This is a genomic window from Pedobacter alluvionis (genome assembly GCF_003664035.1).
Classification (GTDB): domain Bacteria; phylum Bacteroidota; class Bacteroidia; order Sphingobacteriales; family Sphingobacteriaceae; genus Pedobacter; species Pedobacter alluvionis.
The window spans coordinates 601,748-621,635 of sequence record NZ_RCCK01000013.1 but is presented as its reverse complement, the minus strand read 5'-3'; the positions used below and the strand labels follow the sequence as shown (position 1 = coordinate 621,635).

The following is a 19,888-nucleotide window of genomic DNA, read 5'->3' as shown; positions in this document are numbered from 1 at the left end:
TTTCTTGTGCCATTTAGGTTAAATTATTAGAGCGTAATACCTGATTTAGTTGATTTTCGAATGCTTTCCAGTTTAATTGTTGGACACGTTTTTTTCCATTAATGGTTAACTTTTCAATTAATAAATCATTATTAATTAAGTGATCTAAACTGTTGTATAAGTTTTCAGCATTAGGTTGATCCAGCACTATAGCTTCTACTCCATCAATAAGATCATAAGCAATTCCGGTTGCTCCCGTTATTACAGCGCAGCCACAAAACATGGCCTCTGCAACAGTTAACCCAAAGCTTTCGCAAACTGATGGATGAATAAATATAAGTGATTGATTATAATGTACAATTAAATCTTTTTTATGTTCAACAAAGGGTATTAATTCTATATTTTGAAGCACATCTTCAGGAAATACCTCATCAACTTTAAATTCATAACCGGCACCTATAATTCTGAATTTAAACTGCTTGTATTTCCTTAAAATTTTCGGCATGGCCTGAATCATGGCATCAATGCCTTTTCGATCAATCCATGAACCACAAAATGTAATTATCTGCTCTCTTGCAATATTGGGTTCCACCTCAAAGAAAAGATCGGGGAGTGCCGGCTCAATGTAAAATAATTTTTCAGCAGGTACATTTAGTGATTTTTTAGCAAAATCAGCATCATATCTCGAAACGGTTAAAATCGCATCTACATTTAAATAACAGTATTGAAATAAAAAAGCGGTATTGAAATGATACCATTTCTTTTCTGTATGCTTTAAATAAGATTTAAATTCCTTTATTTTTTTATCAACATGAATTTCCAATCCATTAGAGTGCAGGATAATGGCCGCTTTTAATTTTAAAAAAGACTTAATCAGGTATAGCGCAAGGTAGCTTTCGCCTCCATACAAAAATATACCATCATACTGCTTAAGTTTCTTTCTGTTTTTAACTACCCATATCCCCATGCCAAGGGCCATTCTGTATAGATTAGCAGTACCACTTAATTTTGGTAAAATGATCAGCTCTTCTGGCGGAACCATATCAACCTTATGACCAAGGGCCGATAAAGATTTAGCTGTGTTTACAATCACATAGCCAGATCCCTGAGATTCAACTAAGGGACAATTACTAAGGAATAAAATCTTCATTTAATGGAATAGTCTTTTATACATTGATGTATGTTTTAAATCTTTTTCTTTGATTAATAGAGATATTTCTTGTGCTGCCATTTAGGTTAAATTATTAGAAACTAATACCTGATTTAGTTGATTTTCGAATGCTTTCCAGTTTAATTGCTGAACACGTTTTTTCCCATTGATGGTTAACTTTTCAATTAATAAATCATTATTAATTAAGTGATCTAAACTATTATATAAGTTTTCAGCATTGGGTTGATCCAGCACTATAGCTTCTACTCCATCAATAAGATCATAGGCAATTCCGGTTGCCCCGGTTATTACAGCGCAGCCACAAAACATGGCCTCTGCAACAGTTAACCCAAAGCTTTCACAAACTGATGGATGAATAAATATAAGTGATTGATTATAATGTACAATTAAATCTTTTTTATGTTCAACAAAGGGTATTAATTCTATATTTTGAAGCATATCTTCAGGAAATACCTCGTCAACTTTAAATTCATAACCAGCACCTATAATCCTGAATTTAAACTGCTTGTATTTCCTTAAAATTTTCGGCATGGCCTGAATCATGGCATCAATGCCTTTTCGATCAATCCATGAACCACAAAATGTAATTATCTGCTCTCTTGCAATATTGGGCTCCACCTCAAAGAAAAGATCGGGCAGTGCTGGCTCAATGTAAAATACTTTTTTAGCAGGTAAGTTTAGTGATTTTTTAGCAAAATCGGCATCGTATCTCGAAAGGGTTAAAATCGCATCTACATTTAAATAACAGTATTGAAATAAAAAAGCGGTATTGAAATGATACCATTTCTTTTCTGTATGCTTTAAATATGATTTAAATTCCTTTATTTTTTTTTCAACGTGAATTTCCAATCCATTAGAGTGCAGGATAATGGCCGCTTTTAATTTTAAAAAAGACCTAATGAGGTATAGCGCAAGGTAACTTTCGCCCCCATACAAAAATATACCATCATACTGCTTAAGCTTCTTCCGGTTTTTAACTACCCATATCCCCATGCCCAGGGCCATTCTGTATAGATTAGCAGTACCACTTAATTTTGGTAAAATGATCAGCTCTTCTGGCGGAACCATATCAACCTTATGCCCAAGGGCCGATAAAGATTTAGCTGTGTTTACAATTACATAGCCAGATCCCTGAGATTCAATTAAGGGACAGTTACTAAGGAATAAAATCTTCATTTAATGGAATAGTCTTTTATACATTGATGTATGTTTTAAATCCTTTCTTCTTTCTTTTTTGAATTTTGCCGGTACGCCATAATAGATCCCATAAGGGAGTGTATCTTTTGTCAGCAAAGAAGCACCGCCTAAAACGGATCCATAATACATTTTTACATTTTTGAAAATTTTTGCTCCATATCCAATAAATACATAATCTTCAATAATTACCTCATCTTTTCGGGCTATGCACATTTCGTCTCCAAAGTCATGATCTGCTGTAACAATACTTACCTGATCGGAAATAGAAACATTGCTGCCAATGTAAATACCGCCGCGGTTATCCATGTGGCAATACTGGTTTATTGTGCTATTTGTACCCATCGAAAATAAGCCTGAAGTATTAAACCTGCAGCCTAAATGAATGCTGGCATTTTTACCTATCTTAAATTTCATAAAGTATTTATAGTAAAACAACCTGATGGTATGCGAAGGAATATAAGCGATTATAAAATTGCAAATCCAGAGTTTGAGGTCCGAAAAAAAGGATTTTAATATTTCCATTAGTAAAAGAATTTTCTTGCTTTTATTAAAAATTTATAATTGTCAAAATTTTCTACTGAATATCATTTAATAAAAACAATTTCTCTATTAAGGCCTTCGCATTTACTGATTTTTCTTTACCGTTTAAGATTAATTCCTTATTGATTCAATCATATCGTCTTTCTGATATTAATATTTTTTCAAACAGCTGCTTTGCATTTGTAGAACTGGTTTCCTTACAAAAATCATATGCTGTTACCGGCCTAACCTAAATATCACAAAATGATTAACCAAAGTTTTTTTGTTCAGACACAATTGGAACCAGCCTGCCTTCTCCTGCAAAAACAGAACATGGCTATCGCCAATGCATTAAATTTTATTTTTTTTATTCTTTTTCAACAGACCATGTTTTAAAGAAACCAAAAACAAAATGTATCATTAATTCCGAAACAGCTATAAAAATGTTTAATTTAAGTACCCCTGAAATTTTCGTTAAATCAAAAATAAATATCCCGGAAATAATTAGTAAAACACTTAATGTGATTGCGTAAACAGGGTTAATAACCCATCCTTTGCTGGTATAAAGTGCTATTGCCAGCCCCATTAAAACATTCGCACTATAACCAATCATAACATATACCAGTTCTTTTTCCAAATTTGCATACTGGTCTCCTAACACCCATAATAACTGGGAAGCAAATAACATGACAATAAAAGTTATTCCGGATAAAATGACAAGCATAGCTGCCAAAATAAACAAATATCGTTTAAGCAAAGCCTTACCAGACTCTTTGGTTCTTGCAAACCTGGGTACAATCAGGATCGAAAACATAGTTGATATCACTCCAAGAAGCATCGATAATCTCCCTAAAGCGCCAACTTCTGCAATATTAGCTGTATTTCCGAAAATAGAAATCAACCACACCGTTAACTGGCTGGCAAGGCAGTAGTAAATTGCACCAGGCAATATTCTTTTAACAATCTTAAAAATCTCTTTTTGAACCCCTGGATCAATTTCATTGCTGGTTTCGGTGAATTTACCTGCAATCTTCCTCAATTTTATATTGCCCAAAATTCTTGGTATACCTGCAGCCCAGATGGCTATAAATGTAAAAGGGAATAAAAATACAGTTAGCGCGCTGATTGTTAAACGAAGTACGCTTACTTTAATTTGATTTTCTTGAAGGGGTCTGATATCCTGGTGCAATTTTGGAATGATCTCCAGTAATGAATCAGATAAGGTTGAATAAAAAGACGGTATTAAAGCCATAACGATTAATACTGTAGTTAAAATACTTGCCCCATGATGTAACAGCAAATAGACCAAAATAGGAACTGCAATACTTAAGCTGAAAAACGCAAACTTTTTTCTCAGCTGCAAACCTGTTGACAAAACAATTCCAAGCTTTTTTTTATCCTCCCATACCTTTCCTCCAAGTGCCAATACACCTGTAGAAATACCTCCATCTGATAATAATGACATTGTTCCAAGCATCGTATTGGCTAATGTATAAAGCGCATATTCCTTAGTAGGTAATAGCCTGATGATCAACAAACCACAAAGCAAACTAGTAAGTTGTACTATTGCCTGCGCTCCACCAGTTATAGAAATTAATTTTATCCACTTTAAAAGATTACTATCTTTAGCACCCGACATTGAATTGAATTAAATACTTATTTATTCGTATTGATTTTTAACATGGTAGCCATGGCCTTTCAATATTGATTCTTTTTTGAAAAGCTCAACATCAGCTGCTACCATTTCTTTTACCAGTGCTGCAAGATCATATTTTGGTTCCCACCCCAGCTTGGTTTTAGATTTGGTTGGATCGCCAATTAACAAATCTACTTCGGTAGGGCGGAAATAAGCAGGATCAACCGCTACTACTTCCGTACCTTCAACAATTTGATAGTCCGGATTTGAACAAGAAACTACATATCCCTTTTCTTCTGCTCCATCTCCTTTAAATTCTACAACAATTCCTACTTCAGCAAAAGCCAAACGTACAAATTCTCTTACGCGTGTAGTTACTCCGGTTGCAATCACAAAATCTTCGGCAGTATCTTGTTGTAGTATCCTCCACATGGCCTCAACATAATCCTTTGCATGCCCCCAATCGCGTTCAGCATCTAAATTACCTAAATATAGTTTACTCTGCATACCCTGGGCTATCTTAGCTACTGCACGGGTAATTTTACGTGTTACAAAGGTTTCGCCACGTAATGGGCTTTCATGGTTAAATAATATGCCATTACAAGCAAACATCCCATAAGCTTCCCGGTAATTTACTGTAATCCAATAGGCGTACATTTTTGCTACAGCATAAGGTGAGCGGGGGTAAAATGGAGTGGTTTCTGATTGAGGTACCGCTTGCACCAAACCATATAATTCGGAAGTACTGGCCTGATAAATTTTTGTTTTTTTAGTTAAACCCAGTATACGGATTGCTTCTAATAACCTTAAAGTACCAATACCATCTGCGTTGGCCGTGTATTCAGGGGTGTCAAAACTAACCTTAACATGGCTCATGGCCCCAAGATTATAAATTTCATCTGGCTGAACTTCCTGAATAATGCGAATCAGGTTTGTACTGTCACTTAAATCACCGTAATGAAGCTTAAACCTAACATCTTTTTCATGAGGATCCTGATATAAATGATCAATTCTATCTGTGTTAAATAAAGAACTACGGCGTTTAATCCCGTGAACGGTATATCCTTTTTCTAATAAAAGTTCTGCAAGGTAGGCACCATCCTGTCCTGTAATACCTGTAACTAATGCTACTTTAGCCATTTTGTTAATGTTTTTTTTTAAAAAAAATTAATATTAATTCTGTAGCACCAATTTACTCCTGGCGCGTAATTTTTTGCTTATAAAAGAAGAAAATTTATGTGAGGGTTTTTCGATAGCCAGGTAAAAAACGTATGCAAAAACCAGTGAGCAGATTAAAATTGGTAGTTGCATATTAGTTAAATCACCGATTTCATAATACATAAAAAAACCTATAATTGCAGGGTGAATGATGTATAGAGAGTAACTCCATTTCCCCGCCTTCTCTAACCATGAATAAGGATTTGCATGCTCAAAATACATAATCTCATAAGCTAACCACATCACAGCAGGAATGGCAAAAATATTTAACGTGTAACAATTACTCGCAAATACAGTTGGCGCGTGAAACTTAATTAGCTTTAAAAGTAAAGCACCTATTATTATGCAAAACCGAAGTACCCAAATTTTAGTGACAGTAGGAGTTGTAAAACGATGATAATTCTCCGAAAGCCAACAACCCAGTAACCAACAAGGCAAACCTATTACCCATGTAAAAATCCCCAATGCAGGATAATCATTGGATTTAGCGATTAATAAACCTGGATTTAAAAGCAAAGTAGTAAAACAAATAATATAGGCAGCTATAACGATATACTGCCATTTTATTCTTTTTCTGATATAAAATAAAATAGGGAAAATTAAATAATAAATTACCTCACATATTATACTCCAAAAAACGCCATAGTCCGGAAATTTGCCTAATGTATTAAACTTATAACAAATCATTGCGGCAACTATTGCCGGTATGCTTATCCTTAATAATCTTCGGGAGTAATAAGGTAACAAATCGATTTTCTTTTCTTGCTGATAAGGATAATTTATACAAAACCCGCTAATAATAAAGAATACAATTACAGCAGCGGGGCCATTGAAGGTTAGGGACAAAACTTTAATCAATTTTAGCAACAAACCATCAATATTTGGGTTTTTCATTAAATTTGGAATAAATGGGATTCCGAAATGCCCCAAAAGCACATAAATTGCGCAAATAAATCTAATCGAATCCAGGCCCTTTATTCTTTTCATTATTATTTCATGTAGTTTATTAAATATTAACTGAACATTTTACTTACTTTTTTAAATAAGCCTGGTTTCGTTTCTTCTCCATAGGTTCCATATCCATATCCATACCCGTAATACTTATTGCTAATATCATTAATCACTAACCCAATGTTTTTCATTTTTTTACTTTGATGCAAATCTTCAACAATGCTCAGCTGTGCTTTTTGGGTTACTTTCTGACGAACCAGGTAAAGGGTAACATCAGCATAATTCGCCAGCAACTGTGCATCAGCAATAACTCCTATAGGAGGAGCATCCATAATGATATAGTCAAATTCTTGCTTCAGGGCATTAACTAAATCAGGCATCCGCTCACTCATCAGCGTTTCTGCGGGATTAGGAGGCAGAGGCCCGGATGATATAATAAAAATATTCTTATTGATATTTAACGGCCTTACAATATCTTTTACAGCTAAATTTTCGTTTATGGTATAGTTACTAAACCCAATATCGTTTGAAACGCCAAGCTTTGCCGACAAGCCAGGTTTACGCAGATCCAATTCCATTAACAGTACTTTTTTCCCTGCCAAAGCTAAAATATTACCCAGATTTATTGCCGTAAATGATTTACCTTCGCCAGACATACTTGAAGTTAATAAAATAACCTTTTGATCTGTATTTCTAAGGTAAAAGGATAAGTTTGTTCGTAAAGCCCTGAACTGTTCGGAAATAGCAGACCTGCTTTTATTTGCCACAATTAAGTTATCGTCGTCCATGTTATGGCTTATTTCGCCGATTATTGGCACCTGGGTTACATTTCTAATATCCTCTTTTGTTGATACGGATGTATTTAAAACGTTAATTAATAAAATTAATCCCATTGGAATAATCAATCCGGTAAAAAGCCCTCCTAAATAAATGTTATTTCTTTTCGGACTAACCGGCATGCTATTGGTTTTGGGCGGATCTATAGTTTTAGCAATAGAGATATTGGCTGTTTTAGAAATAGCTGTTTCCTCTGCCTTTTGCATTAAAAAAATATATAATTCTTCTTTAATTTGCTTGTTTCGAGCTAGTTTTAAGTAATCTTTTTCGATTTTAGGAACATCGTTCACTTTACTCTCTACTGTAGCTATTTGATCCCTAAGCTTATTTCTGGTGATCAGATAACTACTTTTACTGCTTTTTACACTCTCTAATAAATCTTTACGCAGATTCGATATTTGTTGATCAAGATTTTGTATAAACGGACTGGTTTCTGTAACACTTAATAACTGTTTGTCTCGTTGCACAAGTAAAGAATTGTACTTAGAAATTGTTGTAGAAAAAACAATATCACCAGACATATCTATACTACTCGGGAGAATCCTTTTATTGTTTTCATTGCTCAAATAAGACTCCAATTGAGTGAGGTTACTTATTTGTGTTTCCGTTTTAGATAGGTCATCAACAAATGCATTTGTATTTTCAACCAGTAGCTTACTTTGGGCACTCATATCAGCAAGCTTGTTTCGCTGTTTAAAATTTTCCACATCAGTTTCCACATCACCAAGTTCTGCAGCAATTAAACTCAATCTGCCTTTAATAAATGTGGTTGTACTATCAGCGATAGCATTTTTATCTTCTAAATTTGCTTTGATGTATTGTTTAATAAGTGCATTTAAAATGTCTTCTCCCTTCCTTGGGTCAGGATAAGCAAGTCCGAGTTCAATAATACTTACCTTATTGTTTACCAATGCTATAGATAACTGGCCCAAAAGCTGTGCAGCCTTATTGTCAACTGAAATAATGGTGCATATATAAGGTTTTTCGTTAAATATTAAATTTGGATTTCTAACAACTTTTACCATACCTATGCCTTTTAATTGAAAAGGCTGGTTAAAGCGTACGTTACTAACCTTACCATCAATGTTTAATTTTACAACATCAGAATTTAATTTGGTAACTTCAACTCTACTGTAACCAATGGTATCTAAGCCCTTAATAATCTCCAATTGAAAAGGAGCCTGATAAAGCTCCATGTTTTTAAGCCCGACTCTTTGACTGTAAACGATGTTCAATTTCAACTCTTCAACAACCTTAGTCATTAAATAACGTGTTTTTAAAATTTCGATCTCGTTATCAACAGAGTTCTTAGATCCCAATAAGCCACCAAGGTCCATTAATCCATCTCCGCTGCCTCCTTTACTCTCACCATCAGAAACTAAAATACGGGCACTTACCTGATAAATAGGAGGAGTATAATTATAATAAATATAGGATATTAATAAGCAAACAGAAACACTCAATACAAACCACGGCCATTTTTCGAGGAAACGGTTTAGATTTTTTTTAAAATCAATTCCTTCTTCTTCTGCATCAAAGCTTTTATTTTGAAGGTTAAGAGATTCTTGCATATAGTAGATAAGTAAAATTTATTTAAAAAGAGAAATTGCCAACACCAATACAGATAGGACAGAAGAAATTATACCAATTGTTTGTACCTGGCTAGCATTATTAGCCGATACCCTGGCCTTATTTGGCTCAATATAAATGGCATCATTTTGTTTCAGGTAATAAAAGGGGCTTCTAAATATTGTTGTAGAGTTTAAATTTACTCTTCCAAATTCCTTTTTACCATCATTATCTCTTACGATTAAAATATTATCTCTCTTGCCGAAAATTGTAAGATCACCAGCCCTGCTCAAAGCATCTAATATAGTCGTTTTTTCATTAGGGAAAGTGTATGTTGAGGGCGAATTTACCTCACCAAATACCGAAACCTTAAAATTAGCGAATCGAACTTCCACACTCGCTTTATTGTAAATTTCCCTAACTTTTCCACTAATTAGCTCTCTTGCCTCAAATGTTGTTAAGCCGGCAACTTTAATTCGTCCAAGCAGCACCAATTCGATTTCCCCGTTTTTATCAACCAGATAACCAGTTGTTGCAGCAGTTGATGTACTATTCAGTGCCCCGGTTGCAGGTGCCTGATTTACAATAGCCCCACTTTCCGGATCCAAAGTAAAAATATTTACAGTTAAAATATCATCGTTTTGTATTGTTGGCTCAACATACTTTGCTGAACTATCCAGACTAGCCTGGTTAACCGTCTGAATATCTTGAAAATAGGCTATCTTTTTATTGCTGACACAAGAAGTAAAAAATGCCAGTACGAAAAGAAGAGGAAACAGCCTCCAGCTTTTATTCACATTAGTTTGTTTTTTCATATAGGAATACCATCCAATAGGATTAAATAGCTTGCAAACTTAATCATTTAATCGTAATATCTAAAAAAATGACTTTTGTAATTCAGGTTTGATCCAAAGTCAAATTAATTACATCCAAACACTTCCTGATTTTTAAATTCGTATTTACCGATCAACTCGTACAATCGACCTGATTGAACTGCTTCAGTTAGTGTTGCCAAATGTTTATCGTGGTGAAGGTCGGTGCCAGCAAAATCGTACATTTTTTCTTTTAATAATTTGTCTGCCAGTTGTTTTACATCTTTGCCATAATATCCTAATACAGATAACAGATTTAATTGCATTAAGCAACCTTTTTCTTTGAATCGCTTTAAACGGGTTAGGTCTTTAAAATAAAAGGTATAACGCTCAGGATGAGCCAATACTGGCTTAAATCCCTTTATCTCTATATCAAATATTGTTTGACTAATACCAGGGCTTTCTGTTAAATACGACATTTCTACCAGCAAATGTTTCCCATCTAAAGGGCAGAGTTTCTCGTTTAGTGTAAAATCCTGATCAATCATATATTCTGCACCAGCCTCCAGTTTTATTAAAATATTGGCTTTATCCAATGTATCCTGCAGCTTTTCTTTAGCAAGTGATATACTTTCGGCGGTATTAGGATATAACTCTTTAAAAATATGGGGAGTAGCAATTAAGTGATTAAAACCCAAGGCATTTAGTGATTTTACAAATTGCAAAGAAGTTTGTATATCAGGTGAACCATCATCAATGCCAGGTAAAATATGCGAATGCATATCTATACCCAGCCAGGCGATATCCGTAACTTTATTTTTTTTACTAAAAATGTTAAACATAAAAGAGTAATGATAAGAATTTGATTAAAAATATGCAAAAAAACCTTTAGGATTTAGTATTGTTAAATTGTCAATCAATTACTCCAAAAACAAATGGTTTATGCAGATGAGAAATATATAAAAACATTACGTTTATCATTTTTTTTCGCAAAATGACCTTTATATTTTACCTAACCAAAAAATATAGCCTACAGCTTTTCAAAAGTAGATTAATATTTATATCCAGTAGATGCCTTAAGTTAATTATTTATAAAATTTATTTATACCTGGGTTCCTTCATTATTTGAACAGGACCAAATTGCAGACTTTTTTTCCTTATTTAAGGGAAATCCCCAACTAAACCGGCATCTCTTTTAGGCTTATTAATTACACAGTAATAAGCCTAAAAATCGTGATATATATTCCTAAAAGAACTTCTTATACCAATGGTTAATAAACTGGCTTTATTTATACCTAATTCATTACTTTCTTTTCGATAGGTACCGGCAACCTCTAATCTTAAGTTATATTTTGGATTAATGAGGTAAGCTACCTGCCCTTTCAAGTAGTAAAGATTAGTACCGATTCCCTGACCAATATGGCTTCCATATTGAACAGAACGGGTATCGTAGCTTTTAAATATGTCGCCCCCGTAGTTCATACCAGCAGGATCTAAGCCATACCTTGCATAAGATGCCTCGCCTTGAACATCAAATCTTTTATAGCTATAATTTAGTAAACCTAAAAACTCTCTAAAGTTGCCTCCAAGTGGATGTGCTAATGATTGATTATAGTTGGCATAGTTAGAAAGACGATCAAAGTGAGAATAGGTATAGGGTCTTGCACTATTAAACTCGGCCAAATAATTTAGGTTAGTCACTTTAAAAAGGTCCGAACCCCTAACACCAAGCTGAATAGCGTACTTATTTGCCCAATAGCCTTTTCCTGCAAAAAACTCTTTAGCCGTAAATTCTTCCAGCATAAATTGTCCGTACAATGCAGTTTTTTTCAATAGTTCATATTTCAGGTTAAGCCCTAACCGCATTTTATCAGGCGAAGTAGTATTTGTACTTTCTATTGGCCGCAAAAATATAAAGGGGTGGATATAATTAAAATCAAATCCCCGTTTAGCACCCTCTTGAGCATCGGCCCAGGTTACGGCCTGAAAAAAACCAACAGAAAATCTTTTAGTTGCGTTCCAGTCTACATAATGAGCGGCCATCCACTTTCCCCTGTCTCCTGTTGTTCTATCGCTAGAGAACTTTGGAGCACCCGGGTCTAACATATAAGCAAAAATGGTTTGGTATTGAACACTGCCTAGCGTAGCTCGAACCCTGAAAAACGAATAATTAGAAGAAACATCAGAGAGCAACATCGAGCGGTAACCATCGCCTATAAAATTTTTGTCGTAGCCCAATCCAAAATTAAGGTATTTACTCGGTGTGTAGGATAGCAAAGCAGTAACGTACGACCAGTCTTGTTTATCAGTTCCTAATTTCCCATATCCTTGCCCCGGCACAACCTGGTTATTTACAATAAAGCGATTCACATAATCAACAAACTTACCCTGATTTTCATACCCGTTTAAATAAAATGAAAACTGTTTGCCCACTTCTCCACCTACCTGAAAACCCCTGGTATTCATCCATGTTGAACGTGAACCTGAAAAATCACGACCGATCTGCAAGTCGGGAAGAAAATCAGCATAAATATGATAGTCTTCGTTTTTAAAATCGAGAAGATGTTCCTGAAACAATTTGCGGTGCACCCAGCTTCTTTTGTTTAAGCTGTCTGTGCCTGCGTTCATTAACGAATCATAACGCAACTGCAATTCGCTGGCATCACTATAAAATCCTTTTATAGCCGAGTGGAACTTATTCTGCTGATCGTAAACCGCCGGATTCAGCTTTTGATAAAATTGATAATCATAAGGAATATTTACATTCGGGGTAGCTTCCTGCGCAGAAACCTTTAAAGAAAAAATGGCCATCACGGCCATTAAAAGTATTTTTTTCATCAATAGTTAATCTTTTAAAACTTTATCAAGTTCTTCAAATATCGAATTTTTACTTATAAATTCAGGAACTAATTTTTTCATATTCATTACTACCTGCCAATCATCATCAGATGTTGCTGATGAAATCAACTCATATATCTGTCTTTGTATATCAGAGAACACATATTCCCTAACTTTTCCAATCATTATTTTTTCATGATGGGTAGGCATGGTATTTTCTGCATCATTTAACAATTCCTCATAAAGTTTTTCACCAGGTCGCAAACCTGTATACTCGATTTTTACATCAACATTAGGTTCAAGACCAGCTAAGCGAATCATTTTTTTGGCCAGTTCTACGATTTTAACCGATTTACCCATATCGAAGATAAAAATCTCGCCTCCCTTACCCATACATCCGGCTTCTAAAACCAAACGGCAAGCCTCGGGGATAGTCATAAAATAGCGTGTAATTTCCGGATGGGTTACCGTGATCGGTCCTCCCTTTTTGATCTGCTGCTCGAATCTCGGAATAACAGAGCCATTTGAACCAAGCACATTGCCAAAGCGGGTGGTAATAAATTTAGTGATCGGTTTAACCTCAAGGGTATTGATATAACTTAATCCGTTACTAAATATAAAGTTATCCTGGTGAAGCGAATTATTTAACGATTGCACGTAAATCTCGGCAATCCGCTTAGATGCGCCCATGATATTGGTAGGATTAACAGCTTTATCAGTAGAAATCATTACAAATTTCTGCACGCCGTGTTTAACAGCCTTATCAGCGATTGTTTTAGTACCCAAAACATTGGCTTTGATTGCTTCTGCCGGGTTATCTTCCATTAAAGGCACGTGTTTGTAAGCCGCAGCGTGATAAACATAATGTGGTTTATAGGTACTGAATAAGACCTCCATGCGCTGTTGATCACGAACATCGCCAATAAAAGCATGAAAGTTTTTATTGGTATTATTTTCCTCCAGCTCAAGATAAAGCTCATGTAAAGCAGACTCTGCCTGATCGCAAAGAATGATTAAACCAACATCGAATTTTGTAAGCTGGCGAACAATTTCGCTTCCTATTGAGCCTGCAGCTCCTGTAATCAATATGCGTTTATTATTGAGCATATTACCCAAGCCATCAATGTCGATTTTTATAGGTTTACGGTTAAGCAGATCTTCAATATTTAATTTCTGTATCTGTGCTGTTTTTAACTGTCCGTTTGTCCATACATCACGTGGCGGTATATTCAGGACTTTAATGTCGTTCTCTAAACATAAATCAATTACCTGATTTTTCCTTTCATCAGGAATAGCATAGGAAGCAAAAATAATCTCATCTAATTCATGCTTCTGAATCAACACCGACAATTTAGAAGCGTCCAAAATTTTTACACCGTCGATTGTTTTACCAATTTTTCTTTCATCGTCATCTACAAATGCTACAATATTTTTGTTCACACTTGGATCATGATCGAAAGTTCTTTTAGTTGCTAATCCTGCCTCGCCTGCACCGTAAATAATCACTTTCTTTTTATCCAGTTTTAGATTTTTAACATAAAGAAAAAAATATTTAATCAGTACTCTATAGGTAATCAGTAATAAAAAGCTCGTTAAACCAGCCGTAATAAGTACCGTATTAGGAATCAAAAACCCTTTAAAAAAGGTAATATAAATAAGGTTGATGAATAGAAATATACCATTTGAGAGTGATATGGAAAACAATATCCTGAAAGAATCCTGAACGCTGGTATATCTGATAATTCCTGCATAAGTTTTAATGGCAAGAAAAACGACAATATTAATGGCAGCAAAAATCAACAGGTTTCTGGAAAGCTCGAATACATTTACTGCCGTAAGGTCTAAATTTTGTTTTAAACCATAGGCAAACACCATAGAAAAGGTGCAGATGCTGATATCGAGCAAAAAGATGATCCAGCGAGGTACAATATTAATCTGTGTAAACAAAATTCAATAGGCTTAGTATAAAAAATATACAGTTTAACAATGCGCTTAATGTAAATAAAACTGAACTAAAAACTATTCAGTATCGTGTAATCACGAATCCACATTAAATTTTCTTTATTTATTATCTTTTTATACATAAACGTTAAATCGTTCTTAAACGCTACATTCGATAATTATTATATTCGATCAACGGCCTTCAAATCTTTTCTTAAACTGAATGTTGATCATCGTTATTAATGGATGCCTGTTTTAAACCAATTAAACAACTTGGGCTTTAAGCAATCGTTGTTTACCTTCCATTTTAAATCTTACAACCATAAAAACAACTATGCAAAATAAACACAATAACAGTGCCGAGAATATATTTTCGTTAACAAAAAAAACAAGAATTATATTTATAATCGATTGTACAAAAAGATAAATTGTTGCTACGATTAAATGGGGAGTCTTTTTTTCGTTAGAAAGAAATTGATAAAAATGGCTTCTATGCGCTTCAAAAATATTTTCTTTCCTGATTACTCTAAACAAAATAGTACTTACTGCATCTATACCATAAAAAAGTAAAAGCAAAATGTAATTAAAGTTATGAGTAGCCAAAATTAACTGACCTATGAAAAAAACAATAATGAAGGCTATGCCAACACTTCCCACATCACCGGCAAAACATTTCGCTTTCTTTCTGAAATTAAAAAAATTGAAAACCAGTAGTGAAAGTGCAATGGTAATTAATAAAGCAGGTGAAGTAAAGGCATATATATATATGTCTATATAATAAAGCGTAATAACGGCAAGGAGGCTGTAACTACCTGTAATGCCATTTATTCCATCCATAAAATTGTACGCATTAATGGTACCGATCACAAAAATAGTGGCTATCGGAATCCAATACCAGTTTAGCTCAAAAAGATTCCACTGGTAAAACATCAACAAAACAGATATAAGATGCACACTTAGCCTGACCTTATTATTGAGCGTGATTAAATCGTCTAAAAAACTAATTAGGGCGATTGCAGACAGTCCCGCAATGAAGTAAGGATAAGCAAAACCAAAGAAACCGAACCAAAGCAATGCAGCAATCGGAAAGATAATTCCGCCGCCCCTCAAGGTGATCGCCGTATGAGAGCTACGGCTATTAGGCTTATCGATGATGTTGAAGTGATCAGCGAGTTTGAAGTAAACTATTTCCAGGAGTATTAACGCAATGATAAAAGAAAATGCAAAAAGTAAATTCATAATGATAGTAGGCATGGATAAAACTGAAGATAGTTGAAGATCGGTAGTTGTCTTTTGCAGTAACTGAACCTGTAAAATATCCTTCTCAAACGAGGAAACACTTTGAACCTTTCCATCTGAAATCTTCCTAAAATATAAATCTTTAAACCATTTGTTGATATGTCCAAAAACATTGCGGTCATTTAATACTGTGAAAGTAATTTAGGAATTCGAAAATTAAGTTATCGCTTTAAGGTTTACATAAATAGATACCTCAAAAGCTTTATTGTTTTGTTCTCATTTTGAGAAATGGCTTTTCACAACATAGGAAAAACAAATAAGAAAGAGCTAAAATAATTGGGGTTCCAACAAATAGTAACAACAAGCATTTTGAGAAACTTTCCAACTTCAATGGAGAAATGATGTACTGTACGAAAATCTGCAATATTGGCGCATGAATAAGATACAAGCTATATGAAAAAGTTCCGAGCAAAGTAAGAGGCCTCCATGCTAAGAGTTTAGGAAGATGATAAGATTTAGGAGCACTATTGACAGAACATATAAATAGGATAAAACATGTAAATATACCAACGAGTAAATCTTCGATACGAGGATTGAAGAACAATTTGTTAGACTGATCAAAACTTTTTGTGATTAGATTTGTCAGGTTAGTTCTGCCAGGCATCAAAAAGATTAAAAATATAGACAGAACAGAATAATTGATTACGTTTTGGTAATGAAAATATATTTGTCTGATTCTAGTAGCCAGGTTAGCCGTGGAAAATGATAGGTCTGCGATTAACATTCCAAAACAGAATAGAAGAATATAATGATTGACACCTATGCCAATGTAGTCAAAATCGCTATTAATTCCCTCCAGATATTTCATCAAAACGGCGCAAACTATTGTCACTAATAAAGCAAGTCCTAAAACTCCTAGTCGGCCAATTTTTTTTAAAACCAATAAAAGTAATGGAAAAAAAAAGTATATTCTAAATTCAACTCCAATAGACCAAAATGAGTAATTAATTTTGGTAACTGAAGATTTCAGAAAATCATGAATCATCATGAGATGGAAAATAACTGTTTCATAAGTAACTGGCAAGGCATAACTCCATCTTTGATTATTGCTATCATTTATAAAAAAATAGATAAGTATAATAGATAAAAATAAGGCCAAATAATATGGTGGTATTATTCTGATAATTCGTCTTTTAATAAAGAAGAAATACCCTCCCTTTATAGCATAGTCATTCCTTATGGCCGCGAGCATTAAACTATAGCCAGAAAGCACAATGAATAAGTCTACGGCCCAGTGTCCATAGCCCAAAATTTGAAGTACAATCCTTTTGAAAGATGACTCATGACTAAAAGGAAAATATGCTGCTGCATGATGCAATACGACGTATAGTGAAGCTAAACCCCGAAGGCTGTCTAAAAACATTAAATGCTTAGTGGTTGATAATCTTCCTGACATTATTGATGCTATTTTTTAATTTTTTTTAATGTATTTCAATGCTGCAATATAATGGTTACTCCCTACGAAACCTCATGATCTTAATATTTAAGCCTTGCTAAACTGAATAAGTTTATTGTTATAACTTGCATAAGCGATCTAAAGAGCAGTGTTATTACGGCTCGGTTCCAGCAAAACTTGTTCACTGCACAAAGCAGTAAACTGTTGCTGTACAAGGTCTTTGTAATGCACATTGGTTTAATGATGTAGATATTCTCTGTCGGGCAAATATTTAAAAAGCGATCATAAGTCAATTGTAAGAGTGACTTACCCAACCCAAGAATATCGATAAACTGTTTCGGAAATGATTACGGCTTTTCGGCCAGAAGCGAGAGCCAACGCCGCCCGCCATTATAGGTACATAAGTACTTTGATTAGTTCCAATCATTATTTTTTATTTCTTCATAAACTTTAGAAATCCCATCCCTTAAACTAATCTTTGCTTTCCATCCAAAGCCATTTAATTTATCTACATTCATCAGTTTGCGGGGTGTTCCGTCAGGTTTTGATGTATCTGTCAAAATTTCTCCTTCAAATCCCACTATATCCTTAACCAATCTGGCCAGTTCTAATATAGATATATCTTCTCCCACACCGATATTCACAAGGCCTGGCTCATTGTAATTTCGCATCAGATAAATACAGGCTTCAGCTAAATCATCAGCATGTAGAAATTCACGTTTGGGTGTGCCGGTTCCCCATATGACAACGTTTGTATCACCATTTTTATTAGCAGTTATAAATTTCCTTAACATCGCAGGCAAAACGTGCGAATTATGTAAGTCATAATTGTCATTTGGGCCATAAAGATTAGTTGGCATTACCGAAACAAAATTACATCCGTATTGATCGCGGTAGGCATCACACATTTTAATACCAGCAATTTTTGCAATGGCATAAGGCTCATTTGTTGGCTCCAATTCTCCAGTTAAAAGATATTCTTCTTTTAAAGGCTGAGGCGCTAACTTCGGATAGATACAAGAAGAGCCCAGAAACATTAGCTTTTTAACCTGCTTTAAATATGCCTGATGGATAACATTATTTTGGATCATCAGGTTTTCATATAGAAAATCTGCTCTATAAGTATTGTTCGCAATGATTCCTCCTACTTTAGCAGCTGCAAGAAATACATAATCTGGTCTTTCCATATCAAAAAATTTTGATACGGCAATACCATCACGTAAATCTAATTCGGATGAGGTTCTGGTAATGACGTTTTCATAACCATCAGCCAGTAGATTTCGCATAATGGCCGACCCCACCATACCCTTATGACCCGCTATGTATATTTTATCTGTTTTATTCATTCGTACTGGTGGCTGTAAACTCCAGGGAAAATGTAACTCCTCTGCAAGTTATTATTCAAACTGATTTTTTACAGTATAACCAGCAGCTTTTAACATCAACTCTTTTTTAAAATGATCTACATCTGAAGCCATCATATCTTCTACTAATCCTGCAAGATCATATTGTGGCTTCCAACCCAGTTTAGTTTTTGATTTAGTTGGATCGCCAATCAACAAATCCACCTCTGTTGGCCTGAAATAAGTAGCATCAACAGCCACAACTTCTCTTCCAACCTCAAGCTGATGATCCGAATTTGCACAAGATACTACATAAGCTTTTTCTTCCACACCATGCCCTTTAAATGCCAATTCTATGCCGACATGTTTAAAAGATAATTTGACAAAATCCCTAACAGTCGTCGTTACACCCGTAGCGATTACATAGTCTTCAGGTACGTCTTGCTGTAAGATCAACCACATAGCTTCTACATAATCTTTAGCATGACCCCAATCCCGTAAAGCATCTAAATTCCCTAAAAATAATTTTTCTTGCAAACCCAAAGCAATTTTAGCTGTCGCCCTTGTAATTTTACGGGTAACGAAAGTTTCGCCTCTAAGCGGGCTTTCATGATTGAAGAGTATGCCATTACATGCAAACATGCCGTAAGCTTCCCGATAGTTTTTAGTAATCCAAAAACCGTATATTTTAGCTACACCATAAGGTGACCGAGGATAAAATGGCGAATTTTCATCATAGAACCCCTGTGCGTTTTTATTTTCTGGCATTCCACCATATAATTCGGAAGTAGATGCCTGATAGATTCTAGTTTTCTTTTCCAACCCTAAAATTCTCACAGCTTCCAAAATCCTTAAAGTTCCGATACCATCTACATTGGCTACATATTCGGGTGAATCAAACGAAACTTTAACATGGCTCATCGCACCTAAATTATAAATTTCGTCAGGCTGCACCTCCTGTACAATCCGGATAAGATTAGTCGAATCAGTTAAATCGCCATAATGCAGTTTAAACCGAACATTAGCTTCATGTGGATCCTGATACAAATGGTCAATCCTATCTGTATTAAATAATGAACTCCGGCGTTTAATCCCATGAACTTCATATCCTTTTTTTAATAGTAAATCCGCAAGATATGCTCCGTCTTGTCCAGTTATTCCAGTAATTAATGCTTTTTTCAT

Annotated in this window: 15 protein-coding genes; all 15 read right to left on the bottom strand. The window is 34.7% G+C overall.

Annotation, left to right across the window (positions count from 1 at the left end):
• Positions 1 to 13 precede the first annotated feature (13 nt).
• The 15 genes from BCL90_RS19470 to gmd (BCL90_RS19400) all read right to left on the bottom strand — a co-directional run bounded on the left by BCL90_RS19470 (position 14) and on the right by gmd (BCL90_RS19400) (position 19,888).
• A complete protein-coding gene (locus BCL90_RS19470; protein WP_121286093.1) occupies positions 14 to 1,129 on the bottom strand; it encodes a glycosyltransferase family 4 protein in 1,116 nt (371 codons plus the stop codon).
• 81 nt (positions 1,130 to 1,210) lie between these two features.
• Entirely contained in the window at positions 1,211 to 2,326 is a 1,116-nt protein-coding gene (locus BCL90_RS19465) for a glycosyltransferase family 4 protein (protein WP_121286091.1), read from the bottom strand.
• Entirely contained in the window at positions 2,327 to 2,761 is a 435-nt protein-coding gene (locus tag BCL90_RS19460) for an acyltransferase (protein WP_121286255.1), read from the bottom strand.
• A 472-nt stretch (positions 2,762 to 3,233) separates the two neighbouring features.
• Positions 3,234 to 4,505: an MATE family efflux transporter gene (locus tag BCL90_RS19455; RefSeq protein WP_121286087.1), complete on the bottom strand. Its 1,272-nt coding sequence runs from the start codon at positions 4,503 to 4,505 to the stop codon at positions 3,234 to 3,236.
• Positions 4,506 to 4,526: 21 nt separating this feature from the next.
• Positions 4,527 to 5,642: a GDP-mannose 4,6-dehydratase gene (gene gmd, locus BCL90_RS19450; RefSeq protein ID WP_121286085.1), complete on the bottom strand. Its 1,116-nt coding sequence runs from the start codon at positions 5,640 to 5,642 to the stop codon at positions 4,527 to 4,529.
• A gap of 33 nt (positions 5,643 to 5,675) precedes the next feature.
• The gene (locus tag BCL90_RS19445; RefSeq protein WP_121286082.1) at positions 5,676 to 6,707 is read right to left on the bottom strand and encodes an acyltransferase family protein; all 1,032 of its coding nucleotides are present in this window, start codon (positions 6,705 to 6,707) and stop codon (positions 5,676 to 5,678) included.
• 26 nt (positions 6,708 to 6,733) lie between these two features.
• A complete protein-coding gene (locus tag BCL90_RS19440; RefSeq protein ID WP_121286079.1) occupies positions 6,734 to 9,079 on the bottom strand; it encodes a GumC family protein in 2,346 nt (781 codons plus the stop codon).
• An 18-nt stretch (positions 9,080 to 9,097) separates the two neighbouring features.
• Positions 9,098 to 9,892 carry a polysaccharide biosynthesis/export family protein gene (locus tag BCL90_RS19435; RefSeq protein ID WP_121286076.1) on the bottom strand — a complete coding sequence of 265 codons (795 nt, stop codon included), beginning with the start codon at positions 9,890 to 9,892 and terminating at the stop codon, positions 9,098 to 9,100.
• A gap of 104 nt (positions 9,893 to 9,996) precedes the next feature.
• Entirely contained in the window at positions 9,997 to 10,731 is a 735-nt protein-coding gene (locus BCL90_RS19430; protein ID WP_121286073.1) for a tyrosine-protein phosphatase, read from the bottom strand.
• A gap of 382 nt (positions 10,732 to 11,113) precedes the next feature.
• Complete coding sequence (locus tag BCL90_RS19425) at positions 11,114 to 12,727, bottom strand: gliding motility protein RemB (RefSeq protein WP_121286070.1); 1,614 nt, start codon at positions 12,725 to 12,727, stop codon at positions 11,114 to 11,116.
• A 6-nt stretch (positions 12,728 to 12,733) separates the two neighbouring features.
• Positions 12,734 to 14,674: a polysaccharide biosynthesis protein gene (locus tag BCL90_RS19420; RefSeq protein ID WP_121286067.1), complete on the bottom strand. Its 1,941-nt coding sequence runs from the start codon at positions 14,672 to 14,674 to the stop codon at positions 12,734 to 12,736.
• 258 nt (positions 14,675 to 14,932) lie between these two features.
• Positions 14,933 to 15,922 (bottom strand): MraY family glycosyltransferase, encoded by a 990-nt coding sequence (locus tag BCL90_RS19415; protein ID WP_244094971.1) that lies wholly within the window; start codon positions 15,920 to 15,922, stop codon positions 14,933 to 14,935.
• 247 nt (positions 15,923 to 16,169) lie between these two features.
• On the bottom strand, positions 16,170 to 17,363 hold the full coding sequence (locus tag BCL90_RS19410; RefSeq protein ID WP_121286061.1) for an acyltransferase family protein: 1,194 nt from the start codon (positions 17,361 to 17,363) through the stop codon (positions 16,170 to 16,172).
• A gap of 413 nt (positions 17,364 to 17,776) precedes the next feature.
• On the bottom strand, positions 17,777 to 18,709 hold the full coding sequence (locus BCL90_RS19405; protein ID WP_121286058.1) for a GDP-L-fucose synthase family protein: 933 nt from the start codon (positions 18,707 to 18,709) through the stop codon (positions 17,777 to 17,779).
• A 51-nt stretch (positions 18,710 to 18,760) separates the two neighbouring features.
• The gene (gene gmd, locus BCL90_RS19400) at positions 18,761 to 19,888 is read right to left on the bottom strand and encodes a GDP-mannose 4,6-dehydratase (protein ID WP_121286055.1); all 1,128 of its coding nucleotides are present in this window, start codon (positions 19,886 to 19,888) and stop codon (positions 18,761 to 18,763) included.

Excerpts from the sequence above, each read along its gene's own strand:
- BCL90_RS19470 (WP_121286093.1), bottom strand. The coding sequence starts at position 1,129 with ATGAAGATTTTATTCCTTAGTAATTGTCCCTTAGTTGAATCTCAGGGA.
- BCL90_RS19465 (WP_121286091.1), bottom strand. The coding sequence starts at position 2,326 with ATGAAGATTTTATTCCTTAGTAACTGTCCCTTAATTGAATCTCAGGGA.
- BCL90_RS19460 (WP_121286255.1), bottom strand. The coding sequence starts at position 2,761 with ATGAAATTTAAGATAGGTAAAAATGCCAGCATTCATTTAGGCTGCAGG.
- BCL90_RS19455 (WP_121286087.1), bottom strand. The coding sequence starts at position 4,505 with ATGTCGGGTGCTAAAGATAGTAATCTTTTAAAGTGGATAAAATTAATT.
- gmd (WP_121286085.1), bottom strand. The coding sequence starts at position 5,642 with ATGGCTAAAGTAGCATTAGTTACAGGTATTACAGGACAGGATGGTGCC.
- BCL90_RS19445 (WP_121286082.1), bottom strand. The coding sequence starts at position 6,707 with ATGAAAAGAATAAAGGGCCTGGATTCGATTAGATTTATTTGCGCAATT.
- BCL90_RS19440 (WP_121286079.1), bottom strand. The coding sequence starts at position 9,079 with ATGCAAGAATCTCTTAACCTTCAAAATAAAAGCTTTGATGCAGAAGAA.
- BCL90_RS19435 (WP_121286076.1), bottom strand. The coding sequence starts at position 9,892 with ATGAAAAAACAAACTAATGTGAATAAAAGCTGGAGGCTGTTTCCTCTT.
- BCL90_RS19430 (WP_121286073.1), bottom strand. The coding sequence starts at position 10,731 with ATGTTTAACATTTTTAGTAAAAAAAATAAAGTTACGGATATCGCCTGG.
- BCL90_RS19425 (WP_121286070.1), bottom strand. The coding sequence starts at position 12,727 with ATGAAAAAAATACTTTTAATGGCCGTGATGGCCATTTTTTCTTTAAAG.
- BCL90_RS19415 (WP_244094971.1), bottom strand. The coding sequence starts at position 15,922 with ATGCCTACTATCATTATGAATTTACTTTTTGCATTTTCTTTTATCATT.
- BCL90_RS19410 (WP_121286061.1), bottom strand. The coding sequence starts at position 17,363 with ATGTCAGGAAGATTATCAACCACTAAGCATTTAATGTTTTTAGACAGC.
- BCL90_RS19405 (WP_121286058.1), bottom strand. The coding sequence starts at position 18,709 with ATGAATAAAACAGATAAAATATACATAGCGGGTCATAAGGGTATGGTG.
- gmd (WP_121286055.1), bottom strand. The coding sequence starts at position 19,888 with ATGAAAAAAGCATTAATTACTGGAATAACTGGACAAGACGGAGCATAT.